The organism is Nocardioides convexus, from assembly GCF_011090295.1.
The window spans coordinates 1,577,299-1,592,687 of the sequence record NZ_JAAMYA010000001.1; the positions used below are offsets into that span (position 1 = coordinate 1,577,299).

The window sequence follows — 15,389 nt, forward strand, 5'->3', positions numbered from 1 at the left end:
GCACGGTCCCGGGAACGGACTCCGCCGAGAGGTCCACGCCCGGCATCGTGTCATCCCCGGCTGCCGGGACGGCACACGCGACACGCGGTGAGGTGAGCGTTCGCCTCGCCGACGGGGCGCAGGTCGTCGCGGTGCGCGATGAGGGCGCAGTCGCGGCGGTGCATGGTCGTGCCGTCCCCGGCGACGACGGGGATGGCACCGAGGTCGACCGCCTCGGCCGTGCTGGTGCCGCTGATCTCGGCGAGCAGGAGCAGGGTGTCGGCCAGCCGCTTCGAGGACTCCCGGCCGTCGGCGGCGATCCGTGCCAGCCAGGCCCCGAAGTAGAGGAAGCCGCCGCAGAAGGTCAGCCCGAGGCCGAGCAGGCCGCCGGAGACGAGGTAGGACAAGCTGGTCGTACTGGTACGGCGTGTTGGCGGCGCCGTACCAGCCCAGGACGATGACCACGAGACCGAGCGGCAGCAGGATCGCGCCGACCCAGAACAGCACCACCTGCAGCAGGGCGGCGTTGTCGCCCTTGAGCGGGGCGATGCCGGAGCGGGACTCCCCGGCGCGCGGGAGGCCGGTGGTGCGGGAGGAGGGCACAGCGGTCATGGCTCAGGCCTTTCGGAGGTCGGGAAGGCCGCTTTCGAGGCCGTGCGGACAGGGGGCGCCACCACCGAGCGCGGCCGCGCCGAGCCGGCGGAACCGAGCCCCGGCGACCGCCGCGAGCGCGAAGGCACCGATCAGGAGCATCCCCGGGATCGAGAACAGGCTGGGGCAGCCCGGCGCTGGCCGGAGCCGCGTCGACCAGGTCGCCGACCGGGGCGCCGGCGGTGGGTGCCGGTGCGGCACCGGCGGGTGCAGGCGCACCCGCGGCAGGGGGTACGCCGACCGAGCCGGCCGCCGGCTTCGGGACGGCGCCGGTCGCGGTGGCGGGCGGGGTGCCGGCGGGCGCCGTACCGGGCGGGGTGACGGGGACGACGTCGATCGGCGGGACCGTGTCGACGGTGGCCTGCGCGGCGCCGATCGTCAGCACGATCCGCGGCGAGAGCGCGCCGAGGCCGAGGACCACGCTCTTGAGCGGCCCGGCCTCGGCCGGGATCAGGCTGACCCAGCGCGCTGACGGGCAGCGCCTTGAGCACGGGCGCGAGGAGCCTTGGTGTCGATGGTGATCTGCAGCCCGGCGGACTCGCTGGTGGCGAGGTCGCCGTCGACGGTGCGCACCGGCTTCGGGACGGTGATGGTGATGCCGAGTTCGCTTGAGTGCGTCGCCCGGCAGGTCGCTCAGACCGGGGATCGGCATCGTCTTGCCGCTGACGATCGCGCCGTCCGGGCCGAGGCCGAACTCCTGCCCGGCGACGGCCATCTTCCCGTAGACCGCCTTGCCGGTGGCCTTGCCGGTCTTCCCGTCGCTGGTGGTGCGGGCGATCGTCTCGACACCGCCGAGGGTGACCAGGCCGCCGAGCAGGCGGACCTCACCGAGCAGTGAGCGGGACACCGCGGTGACCGGGCCCTTGCTGGCGTCCATCTTCGACACCGAGACGTAGCCGTCGACGTCGACGAGCAGGCCCAGCGGGTTGGCCGGGGCGCCGCCCGCCTTGGCCCCGAGGCCGCCGGTGAGCAGGCCCTTGAGTCTGCTCGGTCAGCCCGGTGAGCGGGTTGGCCGGCGCGGAGCCGCCGGAGCCCTCGTCGGCGTCCGGGCCGAGGACGGCACCGTCGGGCGAGAAGCCGGTCTCCGCGATCGCCGTGCGGTCCCCGGAGGTGGTCTGCTGGATCGACCCGGGGATCTTGTTGTCCTTCTGGGTGCTCGGGTCGCCGGGGTACTGGGAGTTCACCTGCACCGGGTAGCCGTTCTCGGTGAGCGGCGTGGCCGGCAGGCCGAGCCTGCTCGGCGAAGGTCTTCAGGCCCTCGCCGATCGGGTCGCCCGGCCAGAACAGGCTGGCCCGCCCGGTCGACTGCCCGGAGTCGGACTTCACCCGGCTGTAGCCGAGGTCGAACTCCAGCCTGCGCCTTCCCGGCGTCCACCGGGATCGGCAGGCTCGGCTCGAAGACCTCGATCCGGACCGGGGTCGAGGACGCGGCGGCCGTGAAGCCGCCGTAGGCCGGTGCACTGTCGGCCGCCTGCGCGGACTGCCCCGGCGGGCCGACCAGCGGCAGCGCCGAGGCGACGACTCCGCCGACGACGAGAAGACGGGTGCGGTGTGGTGCGCGGGTCATGCTGCCCCTCCCAGGATGACGTCGGCCATGGTCGCGAGGATCTCGCCGGGCTCGCCGGTGGCGACGATCCGGCCGCCGGTCATGACGGCGGCGTAGTCGGAGACCCGCAGTGCGGTGCGGGCGAACTGCTCGATGCACAAGATGGAGACCCCGGACTCGGCGATCCGGGCGACCGTCTCGTAGAGCCTCCTCGACGATCAGCGGGGCGAGGCCCATCGACAGGCTCGTCGAGCAGCAGCAGAGCCGGGTCGGAGGCCAGGGCCCGCGACATGGCGAGCATCTGCTGCTCACCGCCCGACATCGTGCCGGCGAGCCTGGTGGCGCCGCTCGTGCAGCCGCGGGAAGTAGGCTGAACGCGGTCTCCAGCACCGCCGCGGCCGGTACGCCGGCGTAGGACATCAGCCGCAGGTTCTCCTCCACCGTGAGGTTCGGGAAGACCGAGCGGCCCTCGGGGACGGTGCACAGCCCGACCCGCGCCAGGCTCCTCGGACTTCGCACCCTTCACGTGGATGCCGGCCAGGTGCAGGTCGCCGGACGTGGCGGCCTTCTGCCCGCTGATCACCTTGACCAGGGTGGACTTGCCGGCGCCGTTGGGACCGAGCAGCGCCATCACCGCGCCCTTGGGGACGGCCGGTCGACGCCGCGGAGCACCTCGATCCGTCCGTAGGCGGCGTGCAGGTCGACGACGTCGAGGATCGGGACGCTCACGGCGCCACCTCCAGTGCGATGTCCGGGACGGCCTGGATCTCGGTCGTGTGGTCGGTCTCGGCGTAGCCGAGGTAGGCCCGTTGCACGGCCGGGTCGTCGCGGATCAGGGCCGGCGTGCCGGAGGCGATGATCCGGCCGAAGTCGAGGACGTGGATGTCGTCGCAGACCGCCATCACCAGGTCCATGTCGTGCTCCACCATGAGGATCGCCACGCCCTCGCCGGCCAGGCTCCGTGAGCAGCGCGCCGAAGGCCTCGGTCTCGGTCTCGTCCAGGCCCGAGGAGGGCTCGTCGAGCAGCAGGAGCCTGCGGGTCGCAGGCCAGTGCGCGGGCCAGGCTCCAGCAGCCGCGCCGTGCCGGTCGGTACGGCGTCGGCCCGCTCCTCGGCGTACTCCCCGATGCCCACGCGGTCCAGCAGCGCGTCGATCTCCACCGCACCGCGCCCCGACGGCCGGACCCAGGCCAGCGGCCCACCGGCGATGTCGCGGGCGACCCGGACGTTGTCGCGCACCGACAGCGAGCCGAAGGCCTCCAACCGCTGGAAGGTGCGCCCGATGCCGTGCTGGGCGCGGCGGTGGACCGGCCACCGGGTGACGTCGCGGTCGCGGTAGCGGACCCGTCCGGAGGTCGGCCGCTGCAACCCGGTGATCACGTTGAAGCAGGTGGTCTTGCCCGCGCCGTTGGGACCGATCAGGCCGGTGATCTGGCCCCGCTCGGCACTGAACCGGGCGCTGTCGACGGCCGTCACGCCGCCGAAGCGGACCACGACGTCCTCGACCTCGAGCAGTGCGGCCATCTCAGGCTCACCCCCTGGTTGATCGGCTTGATCTGCTCGGTGACCGGCTCGGTGACCGGCTCGTCGACCGAGCGTGCGCGCTCGGGCTTGCGGGCCTCGAGCAGCCCGTCCATCCGCTCGCGGAAGCGCTCCTGCAGGCTGCGGTACGACGCGCCCGTCCGCCCAGCGCCCCAGCCGGAACAGGTGGTTGGCGATGCCGTTGGGGTCGCGGCCCAGCAGCACCGCGCCGAAGCCGAGCACCGCGAAGAGCAGCCCGGCGAGCTCCGGCTGCGAGGACTGCCACACCGGGAGCAGCATCAGCGCGGTGCCACCGAGCAGCGCCCCGGTCACCGAGGTGACCCCGAAGACCACGGCGAGCAGCAGCACCAGCAGGGACTGGAAGTACAGGAAGTCCGCGGCACCGACCGTGCCGCGCAGGCCGGCGAAGAGGCCACCGGCGAGGCCGGCCATGCCGGCCGACAGCGAGAACAGCCCGACCCGGAACCAGCGCAGGTCCAGGCCGAGGGTGCCGCAGCCGGACGGGCTGTCGCGCATCGCGATCAGGATCCGGCCCAGCGCGCCGCGGCGCAGCCAGAGCAGGAAGAGCCCCATCAGCACGAAGCAGAGCACCATGAACCACACGTAGGAGGTGTCACTGCCGATCCGCACGCCGAGCACCGAGACCCGCTCGGTCGCCAGCGTCCCGTTGAACTTGAAGGCGAACTCCGCCTGGAAGATCATCTTGTCCATCAGCACGGCGAAGGCGAGCGTCGACAGGGCGAGGTAGAGCCCGGTCAGCCGCAGCACGGGCAGCGCCACCAGGGCGCCGACCCCCGCGGCGATCAGCGCCGCCAGCGCCAGCCCGAGCAGGTTGGGCTCGTCGAGTCTGGCGTAGGCCAGCGCGCCCACCCCGGCGAAGGTGAACTGCGCGAGGGAGACGTGGCCGCCGTACCCGGTCAGCAGGACCAGGGAGAGCATCACCATCGCGTACGTCGCCGCGACGCCGATCAGCAGCACGTCGGCCCGGGAGACCAGGCCGATCAGCACGAAGGCCACGGCGAGCAGTGCGCCGCCGGAGCCGACCGCCTTGCGCACGTGCGGCACCGGGGCCGCGACGATGCCCTTGACCTGGCCGATGCGCAGGCTGGGCCTGCGGCATCATCACCACGATCGCGAAGAGGAAGAGTGCCGGGATGACCGGGCGGACAGTGGACCAGAAGCCCTGGGTGGGCAGGTAGGCCACCGCCAGGGACTCCAGGATGCCCAGACCCATCGCGCCGGCGAAGGTCAGCGGGAGGCTCTTGAGGCGCCCGAGCATCGCGGCGGCGTAGGCGTTGATGACCAGCAGGGTCAGGGCGTAGTAGTCCAGCCCGACCACCGGGGTGAGCAGGATGCCGCCGAGCGCGGCCAGGGACATGCCGATCGCCCAGGCCAGCGCGGCGACGGTGTCCGGCTTGCCGCCGAAGAGCCGGAGCAGGTCGGGGTTGTCGACCGAGGCCCGCATGGCGACGCCGATCCGGGTCCGGTTGAGCAGCAGGTACAGGCCGATCGCGACGACGATCGAGCACACGATGGTGACGACCTGGTGCGCGGTGATGTAGGTGTCGCCGAGTCGCCAGCCGGTGTCGGCGTAGAACGGCAGCAGCACCCGCGCCTCGGGCTTCCAGATCTGCTGGGCCAGGCCGATCAGGCCGACGAGCAGGCCGACGGTGACGACCAGCGCGACCGAGACCGGCCCCTCCCCCAGCCCCCGCGTGACGAAGCGCTGGATGAACCAGCCGATCGCCGGGGCGACCACGCCGAGCACGAGGAACAGCGAGAGCAGCGTCGGCAGGCCCTGGCGCTGGGTGAAGTCCCAGAAGGTGAAGGCCAGCACCATGCCGAAGGCGCCGTGCGCGATGTTGAAGACCCGGGTCGTGGTGTAGGTCAGCACCAGCCCCGAGGCCATGATCGCGTACGCCGCGCCGGTGAACAGGCCCAGCAGCGTGAAGGCGAACAGGGAGCCCACGCCTGCCTCCTCAGCCGCCGATGCCGGAGTTCACGACCCGGCCGCACAGGTAGGAGCCGGGCGAGACCTGCTGCCAGCGACCGCCCTTGTACTGGGCGACCTTGAGGCAGGGCGGGGTGTTCGCGGTGCCGAGGTTCATCGCCGTGTGCGCGCCGTTGCCGGTCCAGGCCGTCGTCGCGCGGACCGCCTGGACCAGGGATGCCCGGTCGAGCTTGCCGCCGAGCGCGATCGCCTTCTCGACGAAGAGCCGGGTGGCCGACCACGCGTAGAGCCCGTAGTAGTTGGGGATCGCGCCGGGCTTCACCTGCTGCAGGTAGGACAGGTAGAGCCTGCACCTCGGCGTTGCCCTTGTTCTCGAACAGGTCGTTCGCGGCGTAGATGTAGTCGCCCTCGGCGAGCCCGCCCGCCTGGTCGAGGTAGCGCTTGTCGTAGATCGTGGGGTCCTGCAGGTAGAAGTCCGGCTTGAAGCCCTGCTGCTGCATGGCCTGCTTGAGCCTTCACGGCGTACTGGTACGGCCCCTGGTAGGCGACCGCCTTGATGCCCTTGTCCTTCATCTGCTGCACGTACGGCGCGTAGTTGAACTCCGCGACGTCGATGCCCTGCAGGTAGTTGACCTTCCAGCCCGCGCCCTTCTCGTAGCCCGCCGCCATGCTCTTGGCGTTGACCGGCGCGGCGCCGGCGTTGACGTAGAGGACCGCGGCGTTCTTGACCGCGCTCGGGAACTTCTGCGCGAACCACTTGGACGCGGAGTCCGGGATCAAGTTGGTCCGGATGGAGTACGCCGCGAAGCAGGTCTTGCAGGCCTGGCGCTCCGGGTTGACGATCACCGAGCGCAGGTCCGGGATGCCGCAGCCTGTTGGCCGTGCCCGCGCCCCCGCTGTCGAAGGCCGACATCGAGCCGACCGCGGCGAAGGCGTTGTCGCACGCCTTGACGTAGGCCTGCTGGTCGGCGCCCGCGTCGGCGCGGCTGTCCAGGAGCACCACGTCCAGCTTTGCGCCCGCAGATGCTGCCGGTGGAGTTGAAGTACTTCACGTAGGCCTGGGTCGCCTGCTGGGCGGACTCGAAGATGCCGGGCACGGGGCCGGAGATGTCGGAGATGTTCGCCAGGGTGATCGTCTTGTCGGTGATCCCCTTCTGGTTCTTGAAGCCCGTGCAGGAGCCGGCCTTGACCCCGCCGGTGGCCGAGCCCTTGGCGCCGCCTCCCGTGGAGCCGCCGCCGGTCGAGGCGCCCCCGCCGGTGGAGCCTCCGGCCGACGTACCTCCGCCGGAGGTGCCGGCCGACCCGCCGGACCCGGTGCCGGTGTCGCCGCCGGCGGAGGTCCCGCCGACCGCGCCGGTGTCACCGGAGCCACCGGTGGTCCCGGTGTCGGCACCGGCCAGGGAGCCGTCGCCGGAGCCGTTGCCGCCGGAGCCGCCTCCGGCCCGGGCGACCGTGTCGGGGTCGAGTCGGGAGCCGCAGGCGGCGACGAGCAGGACGAGCAGCGCCGCACAGACCACGCGCGCGAGACGTACCAGTGACAAGACCAGAACCCTTCCGGGAGCAACGCCGGGATCCGAAGTCTCGATGAGACCTCTATCAGAGTAACGGCGCAGTGTGATCGGGGTCACGTGTTGAAACCGAAAAGGTGGAACACGTTTCAGTGCGCCGCGCCCGCGGCCGGGGAACCTCCACTCCCCTGTGGCCGTCCCAGGCATCATGAGCCCCATGCATCCGCGCCGTGTCGTCCTGCCCGCGCTCTCCGCCGTCCTCGCGCTCGGCCTGTCCGCGTGCGGACGCGAGAACGACGACAAGGCCGCCGACCCGGCGAGACTCGGCCACCGGCTCGCCCAGCCCGAGCGCGTCGCCGACCCGAGAGACCTACCCGGAGTTCACGCCGGCCAACTACACCTACCGGCTCGAGGTGATCTGCTTCTGCCCAATGGTGGGCCCGGTCGAGGTCACCGTCGCCGGCGGCAAGGTCACCTCCGCGACCCGGCTGGAGAAGCCCGCACAGGGCAAGCAGGCTGCCGCCTTCGCCCGGCTGAGCATCAACGACATCATCGCCAAGGCCAACGCCCCGGGCATCGCCGACGCCGAGGTGACCTGGCCCGAGGGCCAGGACCACCCGACGCAGGTCAGGCTCGACCAGGTCGAGCGGGCCACCGACGACGAGGTGACCTACCTGATCAAGGACGTGAAGGTCAGCGCGGGATGAGCGCCCAGTAGTCCAGGTCGAGCAGCACGCCCTCGGCGTACTTGCCGTCCTCGCCGCGCAGGGTCGTCGACTCGTCGCGGCCCTTGGTCGCCACCAGCCGCAGGCGCAGCGCTCCCACGCTCGGCACGGACGTCTCGGCCTTGTCGAGCACCTCGGACCAGGCATAGATCGTGTCGCCCGCGAACGCCGGCGCGGTGTGCGCGCCCGCGTTGATCGCCGCGACCAGCCTGGGCGTTGGCGAGACCGTTGAACGACAGTGCACGCGCCAGCGAGATGACGTGGCCGCCGTAGACCAGGTTGCGGCCGTCGGGGCGGGCCTCGGTGTTGAAGTGCACCTTGGCGGTGTTCTGCCACAGCCGGGTGGCCTGCTGGTGCTCGGAGTCGGTGAGGGTCACCCCGTCGACGTGGTCGATCTTCTCCCCGACCGTGTAGTCGTCGTAGCGGTGCGGCTCACCGGCGGCGGCGAAGTCGTAGCCGGAGAAGTCCAGGCCTTCGGGCAGCACCAGGTCGCTCGCGTCGACCACCGGCGCCAGGCTCGGGCACGACGGTCTCGGGCGCCGCGGCGCCGGTGTCGCGCTTGTGGACCATCACCCAGCGGGCCCACTCCAGGGCGACCTCACCTCGCTGGTTGGTGGCGGTGGAGCGGACGTAGACCACGCCCGACTTCCCGTTGGAGTTCTGCTTGAGACCGATCACCTCGGAGGTGGTGGCCAGCGTGTCACCGGGCACGACGGGCTGGTGGAAGCGGCACTCGGCGTAGCCGAGGTTGGCGACGGCGTTGAGCGAGATGTCCGGCACGGTCTTGCCGAAGGCGATGTGGAAGGCGATCAGGCTCCTCCACCGGGTGCGGGTCGAGGCCGACGGCCGCGGCGAAGGACGCCGACGACGGGATCGCGAAGCGGGTGGGGTAGAGCGAGCCGTAGACGGCCCGGTCGCCCTCGGTCACGGTGCGCGGCGTCGCGTGGACGATGCGCTGACCGATGGTGAAGTCCTCGAAGAAGTTGCCCGGGTTCGTCTTCGCGCTCAGTGTCTTGCTGCTCACGAGCGGCCATTCTTCCGCCACCACGACTTCTTGCCGTCACCGGCTCCAAGACGTGAGAGGACCTCCTGCGCGGGACCGACCGGCTTGCACACCCCGAAGACGTCCTTGGGCTGGTCGGCGAGCGCGGCCAGCGCGGCCGCCAGGTCGTCCTTGCCGGCGAAGGGCTCCGGCGTGTGCGTGCCCCGGGTGGGGTCCGCCTCGACGAGCAGGCCCAGGCTCACGCAGGGTGTCGAAGTCGTCCTCGGTCGTCGCCTCGAAGATGCGGAACAGGTAGCGCTCGCGCAGGCTCCGCGCCCAGCGGCTTGCCGATCAGCGCCTGCACCGCGGCCTTGGTCCGCTCCCGCACCGGGCGCAGGCTGATCTCCGGGCCGGCCGCGAGCATCGCGCTCCACTTCCGCACGAAGTCCTCGCCGGAGTAGGACTCGTAGTGCAGCACGTTGAGCCCGGGCGCCTTGAAGTGCGGCACCTCGTCGCGCTTCTCGTCCACCGTGCGGTGGATGGTCAGCCACCGGTCCAGCCGGGGCCGGGTCGCCGTCTTGCCCTCCACGTGGCCGTGGAAGTACTGCCCGTTCGCCGGCTTCTCGATCACCCCCAGCACCTCCAGCAGCCTTGAGGTCCGACTCCCCGAGCAGGCGCTTGAACCAGGTCGGGCTGGCGTCCCAGTGCTTGCGGCTGACCGCCTCCAGCGGCGCGAGCCGCACGGCGTCGTACGACGCGGGGACGCTCGCGATCGCGGCCCGGTCGATCTGGCAGATCTCGTCGGCGTCGACGTGGAAGAGCCAGTCGACCCCCGGGACGACGGTCAGCACCGCCTTGGTGATGTTGGCGTGCAGCCGCTGCCGGTCGTTGAGGTCCGCGGGCCGCTTGCCGCCCCACCACGCGTCGTCGGCGACCAGGCAGGTCACGTGCTCCTGGTCCGCCAGCCACGCCTCGACCTCGGCGTCGGGCCCGTCGAGGAAGACGACCATGTGGTCCACTCCCCCGGCCAGGTTGCCGCGCACGAAGCGCTGGACGTTGGCGAGCGTGTCCTTGACGGTGCTGACGGTCGCGATCACGCGACGACCCTAGGCCATCGCGGGAGCCGGAAAACGACGACGGGCCGCCCTCGGAGGGCGGCCCGTCGTGCGCTCAAGCTCACTTGAGCCTTGTAGTCCTTGAGGAGCGCGCGTCCGATGATCATCTTCTGGATGTCGGAGGTGCCCTCGCCGATCAGCATGAACTTGACCTCGCGCATCAGCCGCTCGATCTCGTACTCCTTGGAGTAGCCGTAGCCGCCGTGGATCCGGAAGGAGTCCTCGACGACCTCGTTGGCGTACTCCGAGGCGACCATCTTGGCCATGCCGGCCTCGACGTCCATCCGCTGGCCGGTGTCCTTGAGGCGCGCGGCGCGGACCATCATCGTGTGCGCGGTCTCGACCTTGGTCGCCATGTCGGCGATGCGGAAGAGGATCGCCTGGTGCTCGGCGATGACCTTGCCGAAGGTCTTGCGCTGCTGGGCGTAGGCGACGCCGAGCTCGAAGCCGCGCCAGGCCAGACCGCAGGCGCGGGCGGCCACGTTGACGCGGCCGACCTCGACACCGTCCATCATCTGGAAGAAGCCCTTGCCCGGCTCGCCGCCGAGGATCTGGTCGGCGGAGATCTCGTGGCCGTCGAGGATGAGACTCGGTCGTCTCGACGCCCTTGTAGCCCATCTTGTCGATCTTGCCGGGGACGGTGACGCCCTGGGCGGTCTCGCCGAACCCGGCCTCCTTCTCGACGAGGAAGGTGGTCATGTTCTTGTAGACCGACTCGGCACCCTCGTCGGTCTTGGTCAGCAGCGCCACCAGGGTGGACGAGGCGCCGTTGGTCAGCCACATCTTCTGGCCGGTGATGGAGTAGGAGCCGTCGTCCTTCTTCGTCGCCTTGGTGGAGACGGCGGAGACGTCGGAGCCCAGACCCGGCTCGGACATCGAGAAGGCGCCGCGCACCTCGCCGGTGGCCATCCGGGGCAGGTACTTCTGCTTCTGCTCCTCGGTGCCGTGCTGCATGAGCAGGTAGGCCACGATGAAGTGGGTGTTGATGACGCCGGAGACGCTCATCCAGCCGCGGGCGATCTCCTCCACGACGAGGGCGTAGGTCAGCAGGGACTCGCCCAGGCCGCCGAACTCCTCGGGGATGGTCAGGCCGAAGACGCCGAGCCTCCTTGAGCCCGTCGACGATCTCCTGCGGGTACTCGTCGGCGTGCTCGAGGTCCTGGGCGACCGGGATGATCTGCTCGTCCACGAACTGGCGGACGGCCTTGAGGATCTCGACCTGGTCCTCGTTGAGTCCTTCGGTCTGGCACAGGCGCGACATCGGTTCCCTTTCAGCCTGACAGGTGGTGTACCGGCCGAACTCTACCCGCGAGTAGCCTCCCCAGCCGCCCTCGAAGGAGGGGCGAGACCGGGACGTGAGGGACGTCACGCGGACCCCCTGTGCCACCATCGCGCCCATGACGACCGAGCACCCCACCGAGCACCCCACGCCCTACGACGTCGCGCCCGCCCTCGAGGTGCTGCTGGTGGACCTGACCGCCGCCGTGCGCGAGACCAACCAGAGCGTGGTCGGGCTGCAGGGCCTGCTCGCCCCGCTGGCCGCGACCCAGCAGGTCGGAGACCGAGCTCAAGACCGCCGGCCAGGCAGCCAGCCAGGCCGCGGGTCAGGCCGCCGGCCAGGTGGCCGGGGTCGCCCAGGCTGGTCGCCAGCGCCGCCGTCAAGCGCGGCGTCGCGGCCGGCAAGGGCCTGACCCAGCGCGCCTGAGCGCTAGCCGATCTGGCGGGCGAACTTCGTCCGCAGCGCCAGGAAGTCCGGCTTCTCCAGGGTGAACTGGCCGCGGGCGGGGCTCGACGCCATCCGGTAGTCCAGCGGCTGGTCGACCTGGACGCCGAGCATCGACACATTCGCCGTGTGGTTGACCATGACCACCGTCGGCGGCAGGCCGGCGGCAGCGCGCTTCGGGCGCTGGATGGCCCAGGAGCCGCCGCGTCGTACCGTGCCGAGCAGCGAGCGCAGGGCGTTCTCCTGCGGCGACAAACTTGGTGTTGGTGGTGACCAGGCTGCACGGTCACGCCGCGCCGGTAGGCGTTGCGCAGCGCGTTGAGCACGACGGGGTCGCCGAGCCGGTCGGTGGCGACCTGCACGATGGCGCCCTTGGGCGCCAGGCCGATCGCCCGGATGATCCGGCTCAGCACGGCGCGACGCGAGACCCCGCTGGTGGAGTAGGGCAGGTTCACGACGTGCCCGCGGACGAAGGTCGGCGCGGTGCGCGCGACCGCGATCCGGTTGTTGATGGCGAGGTTGGTCACCACCGCGTCGTGGTCGGAGAAGAGCCTCGCGGGTCAGCCTGACGGGTGACGGCGAACTGTGCGGCGTTGCGCACGAAGATGTAGTCGATCGTCGCGTCGCGCGGGTCGTGGGTCGGCAGCGCCTTGCCGGCCAGGTCCCAGGTCGACTTCAGCCTGGAACGCCGACAGCGCGGCCCGCGGGTAGGACCGGTCGCCGACGTGGCGGTTCAGGTCACCGGCCAGCAGCACCGGCCCGTCGGCCGCGAGCCTGGTTGGCCGGGCCGCCGATCTTGTAGACCGACGGGAGCAGCAGGTCGCCGATCGGCGCGGTCCGCGGCGCCACGTGGTAGGCCACCACGGAGATCGTCTGGCAGCCGTCGACCGAGCGCAGGGTCGCCCAGTTGGCGTAGCGCAGGCCGAGACTCGGTGGTCTGGCTGGCGGTCTTGCCGGGGACGGCGCTGACGTAGATCGTCCCCTGGGCGATGGCGCTCCAGCGGTCGGTGCGCCACACGACGGCGTTGGATCCGGTGTAGCGGCCCGGGGTGCGGAAGAGGCTGGTAGCCGACCGGGGCGAGCACGGCGTCGGTGCGTCCGGCGATCTCGTTGAGGGCGACGAAGTCGGGCCGGTCGGCATAGACCTTGAGCAGGTCCGAGCGGGTCTGTGCGGCGGTCATGCCGGACTTGATGTTGGCCTCGACCATCTGCATGCCGCGCAGGGTCGCGCAGTTCTTCGCGGCGAGCCGCAACGGGTCCCCGGCGTGCGTCAGCCCCGGGGCCAGCGTGAGTGCCAGGCCTCCGGCGGCCACGGCCGCGAGCAGTCGTCGTACTCCGGTGAACCGGTGGCGCATTCTGAATTCCCCTCGACAGCGAAAACCGCTGAAATCACAAAAGTCACACGAATCTCATCAGTCACTCGACAGCCCCGCAAGACATTCGGAATAACTACAACCGCGTAATTCTGTGAATAACAACGGTGTCATTTCGGAATATCCGATAACGCGCGCGACTTTCGGCCTCCGGCCGATCGGCACGGGGCCGGCCGACCTGAGCGGGGCGACTCAGCGGGCGAGGCCGAGCGCCGCGGCGAGCGGCTCGGCGAGCCTGGGTGGAGTACTCCACCGTGACGTGCTCGCGATCGCGCAGCGGGACGATGTCGCCGATCACCGCCGGGCAGCGGTCCTCGGCGCAGAACCACCGGTGCGCGTCGACGTAGGTCATCCCCAGGGCGGTGACCGCGGCGCGGAACTGACCCTGGATCCGGGTGCTCTCGGCCTCGGGCTCCTGCAGGCAGTCGCCGAGGTCGGCGTCGCGCACCGAGAGGCAGTTGCCCGGCGACTTCGCCACCTTCGGGCTGTTGCCGATCATCGCCACCTTGCCGGCGAGCGGGCGCAGCAGACCCAGGCTCCTCGCGCAGGCCCCGCACCTGGTTGGCCTTCATGGGCTTCGACTCGTAGGCGTTGTTGGCGATCACCACGAGGTCGGGATGCAGGTCGCGGACCTGCTCGCGCGCCCACTCCTTGAAGTCCGCGCACACCGTCCACGGCCGGCCGCCGTCAGTGAGCCGGGTGTAGGTCATCGCCGGGCAGCCGCTGTAGACCAGCCTGGTAGACCCGGTAGCCGTACTTCTTCCCGATCGTCGTCAGCGCCGGGCCCCAGTGCCGGGCGTGCGAGTCGCCGGTGACCACGATGGTGCGCTCGGCGTCGGGGTCGCCGAAGGCGCACAGGCTCCCGGGTCTCGGTGCGGTAGTCGCACTCGCCGAGCGGGGCCACCGACTCGCGCACCGCGCCCAGGCTCGGGCCGCAGGCCCCCGGGGATCGGCCGGTCCGCCTGCGCGGCCAGCACCGATGCCTCGACCAGGGCGACCGCCGGGTCGCGGTCCAGCCCGTCCTTGGCGTAGTCGGAGACCGCGATCTCGGGGTTGTCGTCCAGCGCGGCGAGCCTGGCGGTCGACCCAGGCGTGCGCGCCCACGGCGGTCACGACCACCAGGGCCAGGCTGACCGGGTAGAGCGCGATCGCACGCAGCCGCGGCCGCCAGCGCACGCCCTTGCGGAAGGGCTGCTCGACGAAGTAGTAGGCTCGCCGCGCTCAGCGCGAAGATCAGCACCAGCGCGAGGAGCAGGTGCGGCTTGGAGAGCCGCTGCTCGCCCCAGTGCTCCTCGGCCAGGCGCAGCACCGGGAAGTGCCACAGGTAGAGGGAGTACGACCAGTCCCCCACCACCCGCGCCGGGGCGATCGAGAACAGCCGGAACAGGTACGTCGAGGGTGCGCCCGTCGTGCTGCCCGCCGCCAGCATCAGCGCCGCCCCCAGCACCGGCACCAGGCCGGCGCTGCCGGGCATCGCCGTGCGCGCGTCGAACGTCAGCGTCGCGTAGGCGACCAGGGCCAGGCCGAGCGCGAGCAGCCCCTCGCTGGCCCACCGCCCCAGCCGCGGCGAGCGGCCCCACACCAGCACCGCGGCGAGCCCGCCGATGCCGAGTCTCCCAGGCCCGGGCGGCGGTCGAGAAGTAGGCGCCGGTCGGGTCGGTCGAGGTCACGTGGACCGACCACGCGAGCGAGCCGAGGGCGACCACCCCGAGCACGGCGAAGGTCGCGCGGCGCAGCACCTGGCGTCGTACCAGCACGGCGACGAGGAGCAGGAGCAGCGGGATGACGATGTAGAACTGCTCCTCCACCGACAGCGACCAGTAGTGCTGCACCGGCGACGGCGGCTCGCCCTGGGAGAAGTAGTCGGTCTCGACGAGGCGGAAGCGGATGTTGGCGGCGAAGAAGGCCGCCCAGACCGAGTCCTTGATGACCTCCTGGCCTCGCGTCAACGGCAGCAGGTACGCCGACGCGGCGGCCGTCGCGACCAGCACGACCGTCGCCGCCGGGATCACCCGCCGGGCCCGGCGGGCGTAGAAGTCGAGGATCGAGATCCGCCCCGACTCACCCGCCTCGCGCAGCAGCAGCCCGATGATCAGGAAGCCGGAGATCACGAAGAAGACGTCGACCCCGACGAACCCGCCGGAGGCGGTGCGGAAGCCCGCGTGGGCGAGGATCACCAGGCCGACGGCCAGGGCACGCAGACCCTGGATGTCGGAGCGGAAGGACCGCGTGCCGCTCACCGCGATCCTCCTCCGGGCCTTGTCCGACAACCCCGCCGATGCGCAGGGCCTCCGG

The 15,389-nt window shown here is 71.3% G+C and carries 21 protein-coding genes and 3 pseudogenes; 3 read left to right on the forward strand and 21 right to left on the reverse strand.

Features of this window, described 5'->3' with window-relative positions; translation table 11 throughout:
- Nucleotides 1-50: 50 nt before the first annotated feature.
- The 8 genes and pseudogenes from G5V59_RS11750 to G5V59_RS11785 form a co-directional block, all read right to left on the reverse strand.
- A complete protein-coding gene (locus G5V59_RS11750; RefSeq protein ID WP_278256547.1) occupies nucleotides 51-386 on the reverse strand; it encodes a hypothetical protein in 336 nt (111 codons plus the stop codon).
- Nucleotides 344-1,552: a hypothetical protein gene (locus G5V59_RS11755; protein WP_341351194.1), complete on the reverse strand. Its 1,209-nt coding sequence runs from the start codon at nucleotides 1,550-1,552 to the stop codon at nucleotides 344-346. Before G5V59_RS11755 ends, G5V59_RS11750 begins: the two co-directional genes overlap by 43 nt.
- Nucleotides 1,455-1,820 carry a hypothetical protein gene (locus G5V59_RS11760; protein ID WP_278256548.1) on the reverse strand — a complete coding sequence of 122 codons (366 nt, stop codon included), beginning with the start codon at nucleotides 1,818-1,820 and terminating at the stop codon, nucleotides 1,455-1,457. The genes G5V59_RS11755 and G5V59_RS11760 overlap by 98 nt, the downstream gene beginning before the upstream one ends.
- Nucleotides 1,821-2,276: 456 nt before the next feature.
- A complete protein-coding gene (locus tag G5V59_RS11765; protein WP_278259809.1) occupies nucleotides 2,277-2,807 on the reverse strand; it encodes an ATP-binding cassette domain-containing protein in 531 nt (176 codons plus the stop codon).
- A gap of 94 nt (nucleotides 2,808-2,901) precedes the next feature.
- Nucleotides 2,902-4,734, reverse strand: a complete 1,833-nt coding sequence (locus G5V59_RS11770) for an ATP-binding cassette domain-containing protein (RefSeq protein WP_278256549.1) — start codon at nucleotides 4,732-4,734, stop codon at nucleotides 2,902-2,904.
- Nucleotides 4,735-4,939: 205 nt separating this feature from the next.
- Nucleotides 4,940-5,626: pseudogene (locus G5V59_RS11775) on the reverse strand (branched-chain amino acid ABC transporter permease); the annotation flags it as partial.
- Nucleotides 5,605-6,168 (reverse strand): hypothetical protein, encoded by a 564-nt coding sequence (locus G5V59_RS11780; RefSeq protein WP_278256550.1) that lies wholly within the window; start codon nucleotides 6,166-6,168, stop codon nucleotides 5,605-5,607. The pseudogene G5V59_RS11775 and the gene G5V59_RS11780, both read right to left, overlap by 22 nt.
- A gap of 342 nt (nucleotides 6,169-6,510) precedes the next feature.
- The gene (locus G5V59_RS11785; protein ID WP_278256551.1) at nucleotides 6,511-7,209 is read right to left on the reverse strand and encodes a hypothetical protein; all 699 of its coding nucleotides are present in this window, start codon (nucleotides 7,207-7,209) and stop codon (nucleotides 6,511-6,513) included.
- A gap of 197 nt (nucleotides 7,210-7,406) precedes the next feature.
- Here G5V59_RS11785 and G5V59_RS11790 point away from each other — a divergent pair, with 197 nt between their 5' ends.
- Entirely contained in the window at nucleotides 7,407-7,883 is a 477-nt protein-coding gene (locus G5V59_RS11790; protein WP_278256552.1) for a DUF6174 domain-containing protein, read from the forward strand.
- On the opposite strand, the gene G5V59_RS11795 is transcribed toward G5V59_RS11790, so the two are convergent.
- The 7 genes and pseudogenes from G5V59_RS11795 to G5V59_RS36530 all read right to left on the reverse strand — a co-directional run.
- Complete coding sequence (locus G5V59_RS11795; protein ID WP_278256553.1) at nucleotides 7,847-8,407, reverse strand: hypothetical protein; 561 nt, start codon at nucleotides 8,405-8,407, stop codon at nucleotides 7,847-7,849. The genes G5V59_RS11790 and G5V59_RS11795 overlap by 37 nt on opposite strands.
- Nucleotides 8,334-8,681 carry a MaoC family dehydratase N-terminal domain-containing protein gene (locus tag G5V59_RS11800; protein WP_278256554.1) on the reverse strand — a complete coding sequence of 116 codons (348 nt, stop codon included), beginning with the start codon at nucleotides 8,679-8,681 and terminating at the stop codon, nucleotides 8,334-8,336. Before G5V59_RS11800 ends, G5V59_RS11795 begins: the two co-directional genes overlap by 74 nt.
- Complete coding sequence (locus G5V59_RS11805) at nucleotides 8,602-8,925, reverse strand: hypothetical protein (protein WP_278256555.1); 324 nt, start codon at nucleotides 8,923-8,925, stop codon at nucleotides 8,602-8,604. Before G5V59_RS11805 ends, G5V59_RS11800 begins: the two co-directional genes overlap by 80 nt.
- Complete coding sequence (locus G5V59_RS11810; RefSeq protein ID WP_278256556.1) at nucleotides 8,922-9,980, reverse strand: glycosyltransferase family 2 protein; 1,059 nt, start codon at nucleotides 9,978-9,980, stop codon at nucleotides 8,922-8,924. Before G5V59_RS11810 ends, G5V59_RS11805 begins: the two co-directional genes overlap by 4 nt.
- A complete protein-coding gene (locus G5V59_RS11815) occupies nucleotides 9,977-10,513 on the reverse strand; it encodes an acyl-CoA dehydrogenase family protein (protein WP_278256557.1) in 537 nt (178 codons plus the stop codon). The genes G5V59_RS11810 and G5V59_RS11815 overlap by 4 nt, the downstream gene beginning before the upstream one ends.
- Nucleotides 10,514-10,646: 133 nt before the next feature.
- Nucleotides 10,647-11,273 (reverse strand): annotated as a pseudogene (locus tag G5V59_RS36525) (acyl-CoA dehydrogenase family protein); the annotation flags it as partial.
- Nucleotides 11,158-11,397 (reverse strand): annotated as a pseudogene (locus G5V59_RS36530) (hypothetical protein); the annotation flags it as partial. The pseudogenes G5V59_RS36525 and G5V59_RS36530, both read right to left, overlap by 116 nt.
- On the opposite strand from G5V59_RS36530, the gene G5V59_RS11830 reads away from it, so the two are divergent.
- Nucleotides 11,396-11,689 carry a hypothetical protein gene (locus G5V59_RS11830; protein WP_278256558.1) on the forward strand — a complete coding sequence of 98 codons (294 nt, stop codon included), beginning with the start codon at nucleotides 11,396-11,398 and terminating at the stop codon, nucleotides 11,687-11,689. The pseudogene G5V59_RS36530 and the gene G5V59_RS11830 sit on opposite strands and share 2 nt — an antisense overlap.
- A 17-nt stretch (nucleotides 11,690-11,706) precedes the next feature.
- On the opposite strand, the gene G5V59_RS11835 is transcribed toward G5V59_RS11830, so the two are convergent.
- Nucleotides 11,707-11,976 (reverse strand): hypothetical protein, encoded by a 270-nt coding sequence (locus G5V59_RS11835; protein ID WP_278256559.1) that lies wholly within the window; start codon nucleotides 11,974-11,976, stop codon nucleotides 11,707-11,709.
- A gap of 14 nt (nucleotides 11,977-11,990) precedes the next feature.
- On the opposite strand from G5V59_RS11835, the gene G5V59_RS11840 reads away from it, so the two are divergent.
- Nucleotides 11,991-12,290 carry a hypothetical protein gene (locus tag G5V59_RS11840; RefSeq protein WP_278256560.1) on the forward strand — a complete coding sequence of 100 codons (300 nt, stop codon included), beginning with the start codon at nucleotides 11,991-11,993 and terminating at the stop codon, nucleotides 12,288-12,290.
- Here G5V59_RS11840 and G5V59_RS11845 read toward each other — a convergent pair.
- From G5V59_RS11845 to G5V59_RS11865, 5 genes are all read right to left on the reverse strand, one after another.
- The gene (locus tag G5V59_RS11845) at nucleotides 12,282-13,076 is read right to left on the reverse strand and encodes a hypothetical protein (RefSeq protein ID WP_278256561.1); all 795 of its coding nucleotides are present in this window, start codon (nucleotides 13,074-13,076) and stop codon (nucleotides 12,282-12,284) included. The genes G5V59_RS11840 and G5V59_RS11845 overlap by 9 nt on opposite strands.
- Nucleotides 13,077-13,170: 94 nt before the next feature.
- On the reverse strand, nucleotides 13,171-13,593 hold the full coding sequence (locus tag G5V59_RS11850) for a hypothetical protein (protein WP_278256562.1): 423 nt from the start codon (nucleotides 13,591-13,593) through the stop codon (nucleotides 13,171-13,173).
- Nucleotides 13,590-13,769: a hypothetical protein gene (locus G5V59_RS11855; protein WP_278256563.1), complete on the reverse strand. Its 180-nt coding sequence runs from the start codon at nucleotides 13,767-13,769 to the stop codon at nucleotides 13,590-13,592. Before G5V59_RS11855 ends, G5V59_RS11850 begins: the two co-directional genes overlap by 4 nt.
- Nucleotides 13,770-13,781: 12 nt before the next feature.
- Entirely contained in the window at nucleotides 13,782-14,270 is a 489-nt protein-coding gene (locus G5V59_RS11860; RefSeq protein WP_278256564.1) for an SGNH hydrolase domain-containing protein, read from the reverse strand.
- Entirely contained in the window at nucleotides 14,204-15,334 is a 1,131-nt protein-coding gene (locus G5V59_RS11865; protein ID WP_278256565.1) for an acyltransferase, read from the reverse strand. The genes G5V59_RS11860 and G5V59_RS11865 overlap by 67 nt, the downstream gene beginning before the upstream one ends.
- Between the last annotated feature and the right edge of the window lie 55 nt (nucleotides 15,335-15,389).